This window comes from Cytobacillus firmus (assembly GCF_023715565.1).
In the GTDB taxonomy this organism is placed as follows: Bacteria; Bacillota; Bacilli; order Bacillales; family Cytobacillaceae; genus Cytobacillus; species Cytobacillus firmus_C.
The window spans coordinates 20,894-30,090 of the sequence record NZ_JAMBOJ010000064.1 but is presented as its reverse complement, the minus strand read 5'-3'; the positions used below and the strand labels follow the sequence as shown (position 1 = coordinate 30,090).

The 9,197-nt window shown below is 44.3% G+C and carries 13 protein-coding genes; 7 read left to right on the top strand and 6 right to left on the bottom strand.

Annotation, left to right across the window (positions count from 1 at the left end; all coding sequences use genetic code 11):
* Nucleotides 1-363 precede the first annotated feature (363 nt).
* The gene (locus M3205_RS20795) at nucleotides 364-1,848 is read right to left on the bottom strand and encodes a class I adenylate-forming enzyme family protein (protein WP_251171624.1); all 1,485 of its coding nucleotides are present in this window, start codon (nucleotides 1,846-1,848) and stop codon (nucleotides 364-366) included.
* A gap of 28 nt (nucleotides 1,849-1,876) precedes the next feature.
* Nucleotides 1,877-2,266, bottom strand: a complete 390-nt coding sequence (locus M3205_RS20790; protein WP_251171623.1) for a MerR family DNA-binding protein — start codon at nucleotides 2,264-2,266, stop codon at nucleotides 1,877-1,879.
* 92 nt (nucleotides 2,267-2,358) lie between these two features.
* Between M3205_RS20790 and M3205_RS20785 the strand changes: the two genes are divergently transcribed.
* Nucleotides 2,359-3,972 carry an acyl-CoA dehydrogenase family protein gene (locus tag M3205_RS20785; RefSeq protein WP_251171622.1) on the top strand — a complete coding sequence of 538 codons (1,614 nt, stop codon included), beginning with the start codon at nucleotides 2,359-2,361 and terminating at the stop codon, nucleotides 3,970-3,972.
* Nucleotides 3,973-4,003: 31 nt separating this feature from the next.
* On the opposite strand, the gene M3205_RS20780 is transcribed toward M3205_RS20785, so the two are convergent.
* Nucleotides 4,004-4,258, bottom strand: coding sequence for a DUF3949 domain-containing protein (locus tag M3205_RS20780; RefSeq protein WP_251171621.1), 255 nt, complete (start codon nucleotides 4,256-4,258; stop codon nucleotides 4,004-4,006).
* Between the two features lie 156 nt (nucleotides 4,259-4,414).
* On the opposite strand from M3205_RS20780, the gene M3205_RS20775 reads away from it, so the two are divergent.
* The 4 genes from M3205_RS20775 (at nucleotide 4,415) to M3205_RS20760 (ending at nucleotide 6,815) form a co-directional block, all read left to right on the top strand.
* Nucleotides 4,415-4,786: a hypothetical protein gene (locus tag M3205_RS20775; RefSeq protein ID WP_251171620.1), complete on the top strand. Its 372-nt coding sequence runs from the start codon at nucleotides 4,415-4,417 to the stop codon at nucleotides 4,784-4,786.
* A gap of 96 nt (nucleotides 4,787-4,882) precedes the next feature.
* Entirely contained in the window at nucleotides 4,883-5,644 is a 762-nt protein-coding gene (locus tag M3205_RS20770; RefSeq protein WP_251171619.1) for a MerR family transcriptional regulator, read from the top strand.
* 199 nt (nucleotides 5,645-5,843) lie between these two features.
* A complete protein-coding gene (locus tag M3205_RS20765) occupies nucleotides 5,844-6,392 on the top strand; it encodes a CBO0543 family protein (RefSeq protein ID WP_251171618.1) in 549 nt (182 codons plus the stop codon).
* A 156-nt stretch (nucleotides 6,393-6,548) separates the two neighbouring features.
* Nucleotides 6,549-6,815 carry a hypothetical protein gene (locus M3205_RS20760; RefSeq protein ID WP_251171617.1) on the top strand — a complete coding sequence of 89 codons (267 nt, stop codon included), beginning with the start codon at nucleotides 6,549-6,551 and terminating at the stop codon, nucleotides 6,813-6,815.
* On the opposite strand, the gene M3205_RS20755 is transcribed toward M3205_RS20760, so the two are convergent.
* Genes M3205_RS20755 through M3205_RS20745 form a run of 3 tightly spaced genes read right to left on the bottom strand, consistent with a single transcriptional unit; the run spans nucleotide 6,812 to nucleotide 7,813 of the window.
* Entirely contained in the window at nucleotides 6,812-7,486 is a 675-nt protein-coding gene (locus M3205_RS20755; RefSeq protein WP_251171625.1) for an efflux RND transporter permease subunit, read from the bottom strand. The two genes, M3205_RS20760 and M3205_RS20755, sit on opposite strands and share 4 nt — an antisense overlap.
* The gene (locus M3205_RS20750) at nucleotides 7,459-7,677 is read right to left on the bottom strand and encodes a hypothetical protein (RefSeq protein WP_251171616.1); all 219 of its coding nucleotides are present in this window, start codon (nucleotides 7,675-7,677) and stop codon (nucleotides 7,459-7,461) included. The genes M3205_RS20755 and M3205_RS20750 overlap by 28 nt, the downstream gene beginning before the upstream one ends.
* Nucleotides 7,640-7,813 (bottom strand): hypothetical protein, encoded by a 174-nt coding sequence (locus tag M3205_RS20745; RefSeq protein WP_251171615.1) that lies wholly within the window; start codon nucleotides 7,811-7,813, stop codon nucleotides 7,640-7,642. Before M3205_RS20745 ends, M3205_RS20750 begins: the two co-directional genes overlap by 38 nt.
* 716 nt (nucleotides 7,814-8,529) lie before the next feature.
* Between M3205_RS20745 and M3205_RS20740 the strand changes: the two genes are divergently transcribed.
* Nucleotides 8,530-8,835: an antibiotic biosynthesis monooxygenase family protein gene (locus M3205_RS20740; RefSeq protein ID WP_251171614.1), complete on the top strand. Its 306-nt coding sequence runs from the start codon at nucleotides 8,530-8,532 to the stop codon at nucleotides 8,833-8,835.
* A complete protein-coding gene (locus M3205_RS20735) occupies nucleotides 8,832-9,197 on the top strand; it encodes a globin family protein (protein ID WP_251171613.1) in 366 nt (121 codons plus the stop codon). The genes M3205_RS20740 and M3205_RS20735 overlap by 4 nt, the downstream gene beginning before the upstream one ends.

Genomic DNA, 9,197 nt, shown 5'->3' with positions numbered 1-9,197 from the left:
AGTAGAATCTGCGGAGCGAAATTTTTGAAGTAGTGGAAGGGGCCCCTTCCACTACTTCAAAAACATAAGAGCTAAATAACTTGTTTTTCCTAGGAATGAATTTACACAAAATAGTGGACTTGACTGGATGCCTGTCCAAAGTGGTCGTTATAGCGTTGGATTAACTCCCTTTTTCTATTGCATGCTACATTTAGTCGTTATTCGCTCCCATCAATCCCAAGAAGGGAACATAAAGCCGAAACAGACTCCAGAGTAGTGAAAAAAGTCGCCAAACAGCCCGGAACTTGACCCAGACTCAGAAAAATTATCCCCAGTAAAACAAAAAAGAATCAGGCGCTATCCAAGCACCTGATTCCGCCACTATTAAGCATGCACCATTTTCACCTGCTGCTTTAAAATCTTCCCGCTCGCGTTCCGCGGCAGTGCATCCACAAAGGAATAAATCCGCGGACACTTAAATTCTGCGAGGTGTTCGGCTGCAAACGCCCTCAGTTCTTCCTCAGACACCTGGCCCTTCAGCACAACGACTGCTTTGACAGTCTCACCCCATTCTTCATGAGGCACACCGACGACACAGGATTCCAAAACTGCATCATGCTTCGCGAGCACTTCTTCGATTTCACGGGGATAAATGTTGACGCCGCCGGTAATGATGAGATCCTTTTTACGATCCACGATATAAAAATAGCCATCCGCATCCCGATAAGCAATGTCGCCGGTATAGAGCCAGCCGTCTTTCAGTACAGCGTTCGTTTCATCCGGATTATCGTCATAACCAAGCATGAGGCTGTCGCCTGTCAGAAGAATTTCGCCATATTCATTTGGAGCCGTATCGGTGCCATCCGGACGGACGACCCGGATTTCCATGTTCACCGTCGGATTTTTGCCGATGCTTCCTGCCTTCTCGAGATGCTCTTCCGGATATAATAAAATGCCATTTGGACCCGCTTCCGTCAGCCCGTAAACCTGATAAAAGTTTTCGTTCTGAAATGCTTTTTTTACATGATGGTAGGAGGCAAGTGCCAGCGGGCCGCCGCCATACGCAAAGACACGCATGCTGGATAAATCATAAGAAGCCAAATCAGGATCCTTGGCCGCAAGCAAATAGGCGACAGGTGCCGCAAATGAGAAGGTCGTCTTTTCCTGCTGAATCCAATTCAGGAATGCCTTTGGAGTAAAGTCGCCGATCACATGGGATGCTCCGCAATAAAGCCCGCTCATTAAAAAGGTATTCAAAGGAGCAGAGTGGGAGAGTGGCATCAGGGTGAGCATGGAATCACTATGCGACAAGCTGAAATTAACCGAAACCGCCGAAGCGATCGCCAGAATTCGTTCATGGTTAAATAAAACCCCTTTTGGAATCCCGGTTGTTCCGGATGTATAAAGAATCTCACAGACGTCCCGCGAATCAATCGGCACATCAAGATTGCTCTCTGAAAAATGAGCAGAAGCCTTAAGTGATTCCTGAATTGGAAAATGGAATTGCAAATTCTCCTTTAATGTCGAAACTGATTCAGTAAGCTCAACCTCATACAGAACTCCAGCTGCATTCGCATTTTGAAAAATAGCCGACAATTCTTTTGGTGTCAGGCGAATATTCATCGGCATTGGAATAGCGCCGATCTTCATACAAGCAAAAAAAGCATAAAAGAAGTGCTCCGTATTGCGGGACATTATCGCAACACGGTCGCCTCGCCGGACTCCTTCATTCTGAAGGTATCGTGCCAGCCTGTTGCAAGTTCCGTTCATGTCTGCATATGTAAGACGGCTCGATGCCGTTATAAAAGCATCTTTTTCAGGAAACTTCCTCGCATTTCTCTCCAATACTCCATGTATCGTTGCTCCCACTATACTCAGCCCCTTTATTAAAATGAATTTATGTCTTCACCCGGCTGTTTTCATACTTTTCTTTGTACGTCAAAATGTCTTCCCGCAGCATTTGCAGCTGCATGATCTGTTCTTCGATTTCCCTCAGCTTGCTGTCAGCAAATGAAATAATCCTGCTTTTTTCCGATTCACCTTCCGGATTCGATTCATAGAGATCAATCATCTCCTTGATTTCCTGGAGGCTAAAGCCGAGCTTTTTCCCACGCAGAATCATCTTCAGGCGTCTCCGCTCCCCATTCGAATAACTGCGCTGCTTAGTCAGGCTGTCCCTGTTTTCAGATGTCAGCATGCCAATTTCCTCGTAATAGCGGATCGTTCTGGAGCTGATATCAAACATTGCCGCAAGTTCGCTGATTGTAAAAACCTTATCTTCTGCCATTATGCATCCTCCTAGTTGACGTTAACGTTAGCATAGTTTTATAATAATTCTGATAATTAGTGTTTGTCAATCAAAAAAGGAGTGATTTTTTCATGGCGATAACTTCCCAGGAACAGCAGATAAGAGGAAAGAATTCATACACATTTGATGAGTTTTTAGATCGGCGTGCCAACCAGGATTGGTATAAGGATGATCCCTTTTTGAAAAAGGCCTTAAAAAAATATGCAGGCTCACAATACGAACAGATACATAATAAACTGCAGGATTTTTCGCCGGCTGTTTCGTCCAAATGGAACAGACTTGCAGAAAGTGCAGCCAGGCTTGAATCCCGGCCGTATATGCTTCATTTTGATGCCTTCAATCACCGAATAGACCGTGTTGTCCGTCCATTGGAAACACATCAGCTGGAAAAGGAAGTGTTTGGGGAAGGCCTTTTTTCAAGCCGCATGCCGTCCTGGGAAAGTTTCACGAAGCGGATGCTGATTCATCAGCTAGGGGAAGCAGGGGTCGCCTGTCCATTGACATGTACGATTGGATTAATTACACTCCTTGAACATTATCCGAATGAAGATATTCCTGAGCTCGAGCAAATTTTACAGCATACGAAAGAGGGATTGGACGGGGATTTTGCCATCGGTGCCCAATTCATGACGGAGATACAGGGAGGATCTGATTTGCCTGCTAATGTGCTGGAAGCGGTTCCGGATGAAAAAAACTATCGCCTTTATGGCAATAAATTTTTCTGCTCAGTTGCACATGCCGACTATTCCGTGGTCACTGCTAAGATTTCCGGCACTGATAAAGTATCTACGTTCATTGTGCCGTCCTGGCTGCCTGGTGATAAAGAGAAGGAAAAGCGCAATGGATATGAAATCAATCGGATTAAGTGGAAAATGGGCACCGCCGAGCTGCCTACAGGGGAATTTCAGTATAATGGAGCTCTTGCTTATCCGGTTGGCCCGGCAGGAAAAGGGGTGGCCGTTGCAGCAGGCATCGTTCTGACCCTATCCCGCCTTGAAATCGGCATTGCCTGTGCAGGCTTCATGCTACGTGCAGCCCGTGAAGCCAACCTTTATGGTGATTTCCGGACTGTTTTTGGAAAAAAAGTAAAAGATTACCCGTTATCAGCAAGAACGCTGAAAAATATTGAAAACGCCGCCCACCGCACAGCTGCTGGCGCTTTTAAAATCTATGATTTATTCCTGCGTCTTGACCAGCCTCTGAATGCCGGTATTCCGGCTGATCAGCCAATCGAACTCAGAAAACAACTTTTTAACCTGAGGGAACTTGTGCTGCTGCAGAAGATCTGTACAACGAACGAAGGAGCAGAAGTGCTGCGGGATGCCATCTCCGTTTTTGCCGGCCACGGCGTCATGGAGGAATTTTCGTCATTGCCGCGCATCCTCCGGGATGTCGTCGTCAATGAGCAGTGGGAAGGTCCTCGCAATCTGCTGCTGACGCAAATCTACCGTGATATTCAAAGAGTGACAGACTGGTATCCGCCTGCTGAATTTGTATCAAATGTGCTGAAAGGTGCTTGTAAGGAAACGATTGATCGATTTGCGGAGCAGCTGACGGATCTCCTGCAGCGTCCGGTGTGCGGGGAAGTGAGCGAGGCTTCCATGGAAGCTGCTGAAGAGTGGGATATGTTCTGCGATTCTTTCTTTAAAGCATACCAGACAATTGCGTTTGAGGAGTTGCAATAAAAAAATGCCTGGCGGAAGTCTGCCAGGCTATTTAATGCTTAATTCGATAGATACCCGATGCCAGCAAATTGGCCAGAAAAAAGATCGGATTCCCCTGCATATTCTCATGCAGAACCAGTTCAGCCGCCCTCATGCTGTCATGCATGTTTCCCTGTGTTTTCCCCATCACTCTATTTTTGGCCCCCATCTCTTTTAGGTTAACCAAAAAACGGTATTGCATGGGCAGGATGATGAGTGAAAGCAAAACATATAGCCCGAGAACTACCCCAAAAATGGTTAAAAGCATCTTATCCCCTCCCAGCTTGACTAATTCCATTTTACACCAAATGATGACTATTTGCATTCAAGGAATATATTAGAACATACGTTCGTTATTTCAGGCATAATTCCGCCGCTTCCAAAATAAGATGAAGTATCATCACAGAAAAGGGGCGATCCAACTATGATTACAAAAGAGATGCTGGTCCGTTTTGATGAGCTGAACCGCAAGAAAAAAGACCTTGAAACAGAATTGGAAAAATTGAAAGATCTTTTTCACCAGTATTTCGATACAGCAGTGGGACAGAATGAAAAAGGAGAAGTCAAGATTGATAGCTACAAATTGCAGAGGCAGATTAGAAGAACAGAAAAATTTGATCCAGTTCCAACGGTCAGCAAACTGGAGGAGCTGAATCTTATCGATCTGATTCAAAAGCGACCTGATGAAGGGAAGATAAAATCCGCTATGGATCTCGGGTTGATTAAGGAAGCGGACCTTGAAGGGTGCAGAATCTCCAGAACCACAGCCGCTCTCCTGATTAAAAAGCTGGATTAATTTTTTATAAAGAGTGTTTGACCTTCACGCTGCGTAAAGGTGTATCGTTAGTAACAGAAAGTACTTTCTATAACTTTTTGAAAGGAAGACCATCGCATGGAATACACAGTGCAGAAGCTCGCGCAGCTGGCCGGGGTCAGCTCAAGGACCCTCAGGTATTATGATGAAATTGGAATTCTTAAGCCGGCAAGAACCAATTCGTCGGGATATCGAATTTATGGTCAGCAGGAAGTTGACAGACTGCAGCAAATTCTGTTCTACAGAGAATTGGGTGTCAGTCTCGATCAGATCAAGGAAATCATCACTGCGCCTGCTTTCGACGCTGCAGATGCACTGAGGGAGCACCGCGAGAAACTCCTTGAGAAAAGAAAGCAGCTCGACCTGCTTATTACGAATGTAGAAAAAACGATCTCGTCAGCGGAAGGGAGAACGACCATGTCAGATAAAGAAAAGTTTGAAGGGTTCAAAAAGAAAATGATTGAAGATAATGAAAAGCAATACGGAAAGGAAATCCGCGAAAAATATGGTGAGGAGACAGTAGAGAAGTCGAATGCCAAACTTATGAACATGACCCGTGAGGAGCATGAGGCTGTAACGAAGCTGTCCGAAGAGGTGAACAGCACCATAGGCCAGGCCATGGAGACAGGTAATCCGGCCGGAGAGCTTGCTCAAAAAGCAGCCGACCTTCATAAACAATGGATCACATACTATTGGAGCGAATACAGCAAAGAGGCCCACGCCGGCCTGGCGGAAATGTATGTGGCCGATGAAAGGTTTAAAGCTTATTATGATAAAATACGGCCGGGTGCCGCAGAGTTTTTAAGGGATGCAATTAAGATTTATACAGGACAACAATAAGAATAAAAGCGGCTGGCTCTGCCAACCGTTTTTTTTATGGTACTGACGTTTGCTAAGCTAATGAGGCTGTAAATGATCGCTAAGTTTGGTATACCATTTTCTCCAATAGTTCACTTAAACCATCTGCTTACTGTATGTAACTCCTTACATAGGGGGAAAATGAGGAACAAGATACCAACAAAAAATGGCAGGTGATGAGATGAGCCGTATTCCTTCCTTTAAAGATGAGCAGACACTGAGGGAGAAATTAAGTGATGTTTCTCTTGAACATTGGCTGAATGAGGATTTGTTCAGCTTTAATTGGTGGCTGCTGCTGGCTGCGAGCATTTTGCCATTTTTTATTTGGTTGAGGCTGGTGGATAAGAGCAGGTTCTTCGAAATTCTGGCTTTCGGTTTAATCTGTGCAATCTTCGCCTGTTTCCTGGATGTTGTGGGAGTGAGCTTTCTTTTGTGGGGATATCCCGATAAGCTGTTTCATTTTATTCCACCACTAGTTCCAGCAGATTTTGTGGTCATTCCGGTGTCAGGTATGCTGATTTACCAGAACTTCAGCACATGGAAAAGCTATGCGGCAGCAACTGTGGGCCTTGGAATCCTGTTTGCTTATATCATTGAACCATTATTTAGCTTACTGGATATGTTTGTCCTCATACATTGGAAGCATACCTATTCGTTAATAGGCTTTATCCTCTTTTTTCTGAGTATTCGCCTTCTAATACTGGCATTGAAGATCGCAGCCAAAAAATAAAGCAAGCGGTCAGCAATGCTGGCCGCTGCCTTGCCTCGATTAATAGTGAGGGCTGTGGAAACACCTTTTACAGCAGCTGTAATGCCGTTCAAATGTGCATTTTTTGCAGGTGCAATGATGAATTTCAGGTGAACATTTTTTACAGGAACAGCTATTATGTTCATAGGAGCATTTTTTGCAGGAACAGTGGTGTTTAAAATCGCTTGTACACTTTTTGCAGCCATGATGTTTTGGCTCTTCTTTCTTTTTGCAGCACACCTTTTTCTTGTAATAATATTCTTCAACACAATAATGGCACATGAGTTTCACTCCTTTCTCCTCCTAATATATGAAGGGGAAGTCAGAAGGAAAGAGCCCTTGTCCATATTGTTTGAAATATCCGCAAATGCCCCCTCATTTTTTGAGGGGGCTGTTCACAGTTAATTAACCGTCTCTGGTATTACTTTCACTTTTTTCTGCTTTTTCTGCATCCAGCCAAAACGGAGTATGGATGCAGAGAACAAGCGATAAACAGCCGGAATCAGAAGAAGTGTGATAAAGGTTGCAAACATCAGGCCGAATATAATGACCACTGCCAATCGTGCCTGATAGTTACCGGAAGTTCCCGATGCCAGTGCAAGGGGCAGCATACCGCCTGCCGTAGTCAGAGTAGTCATGAATATCGGGCGGATCCGATTTTTGCCAGCTTCGAGAAGTGCTTCTTTAACAGAGAAGCCTTCCATTCGAAGCTGGTTCGTACGGTCGATCAGCAGGATGGCGTTATTGAGCACAATCCCAATCAGCATAACAATGCCCATTCCTGACATGACACTCAGCTCTATCTGGGATAAAAACAGTCCGAGTATGACGCCAACGATGGTCATTGGAATGACAGACATGACGATCAAAGGATGCCCCAGATCGTTAAATTGCACTGCCATCACCAGGTACACCAGGAGAAGCGCAATAGCTAAAACAAATACCATATCCATGATCAATTCCTGCTGTTGTTCAAGATCGCCGGCAGCTGCAGTACTATTGCCGGCAGGTGTTTCAAAATTATTAATCAGCTTTTGTACATCCCGGTTCATGGACCCAAGATCCCTGCCTTCGATATCAGCAGATATGGAAATGAAGCGGTCCCCGTCATGATGGGAATTTCATTTGGTGTTTCTGTACTTCTCAAGTCTATAAAGGAGGATAATGCTTTCTTACCTTGGACAGTCGGAATTTTTAAATCCAGCAGTGCTGCACTGGAATCCGTTTTTTCAGTCCACTTCAAGGCAAGAGGAACCTTTTTCTTCATTCATGGCCATTTCCCCAACAGGCACTTCCATGAACGCCTGCTCCACAAACTGCCTGATTTGCATCTGGGTTAAGCCTGCTTTTTCAATCGGTTCTTCTTTTAAAACAACAACCTGTTCTTTTGATGTGCGCTCCATGGAATTAGTTACACCGACGATGCCGTCAATCTTTTCGAACTCCTCTGAAAAATCTCCGGCAAGCTTCTGAAGTTCTGCAAATTCTTCACCCGTAATATTTACTTGAACCGGTAACCGCCGCCAGCTGATATCGCACTCTGGACACCTTTAACAGGGAGGTCATCTGTCAGACTTCTCAGTTTCTTCATTATGTCTTCAGTGACATCTTTCTGTTCTCTTGTAAAACCGTCATGAGCCCTACAAAAATCTTTCTCTCTACAACCAACTTCAATAGTTTCATAAACATTTTCCTTACTCCCTAATAGTGAAAATTCGCACCCAAAACCTAATTATACAGAGGTATATAGGGATTATTACCCACTTTCTCTTGAAATTGCCAGAAAACCTTATTGCTATGTCACTGATGCTAATCTTGTTATATAAGGAACAACTTAACAATTCTTACAAATACTATCTTAACAGGGATCAAAAAAAGCCAGAACGAGCCAGAGACATATCTTGCTATTGGACTTAATGCTGAGAAAAAGGTTAAGGTATTGGCAGTGACAGGCACCACCCGAATTTTGTCGAATGAAGCAGGAGGGTTTTTCCTTCTGCTATTTTTTAAGTTAATTAACCTCAACCCTATTCCAGCGTACAACCCTCTCAAAATGACAATCCCAAACTGTGTTATACTGAAGAAAAGCCATAAAACTCCCAAAATTGGAGGAGAGTTCATGTACACTGTTTTTTCAACATTTGACGTTCCCGATGAAAAGTCGGAAGAAGTCATTCGCATATATAGAAATCGCTCGAGATCGGTCGACCAGGCGGAGGGCTTTGTTGATTTTATGCTTCTGCAGAATGATAAGCGCGCAGGTGAACTGACTGTGCAGCTCATTTTTGATACAAAAGAAAACTATTTAAACTGGGTTCGGAGCGAAGATTTTAAAAAGATCCATGATTTAGAAAAGAAATATCCGGATCAGGAACTGGCTGCTGTAATCCCAAAAGTGGCGCAATATAAGGTGGTGGCTAAGTGAATCATGATAAGATCGTAAATAGTGTAACCGAAAAAATTTATGAGCTTGAACCTTCTCTTCTGGAACGGTTCGGCGAACAGGGAAAAGAGAAGTGCCGGGAAGATAATCATCATCATATGAAGCACCTGGAGACAGCTTATGAGCTGGATCAGTCCTCTTTTTTCAATGATTATGCTGTCTGGCTTAATGGCATACTAACAAGGCATGGGATGAAAACCCGACATCTGATTGACAACTTCGAAATCATTCAGGCTGTGCTGGCTGAAGAAAAAGATTCTGCAGAAAAGGCAGAACAGTTCCATCTTTACCTGGCGGAAGCCATCGCTGTTTTGAAAGGTGAACCAGCGAAAGGGGGCGTGTAG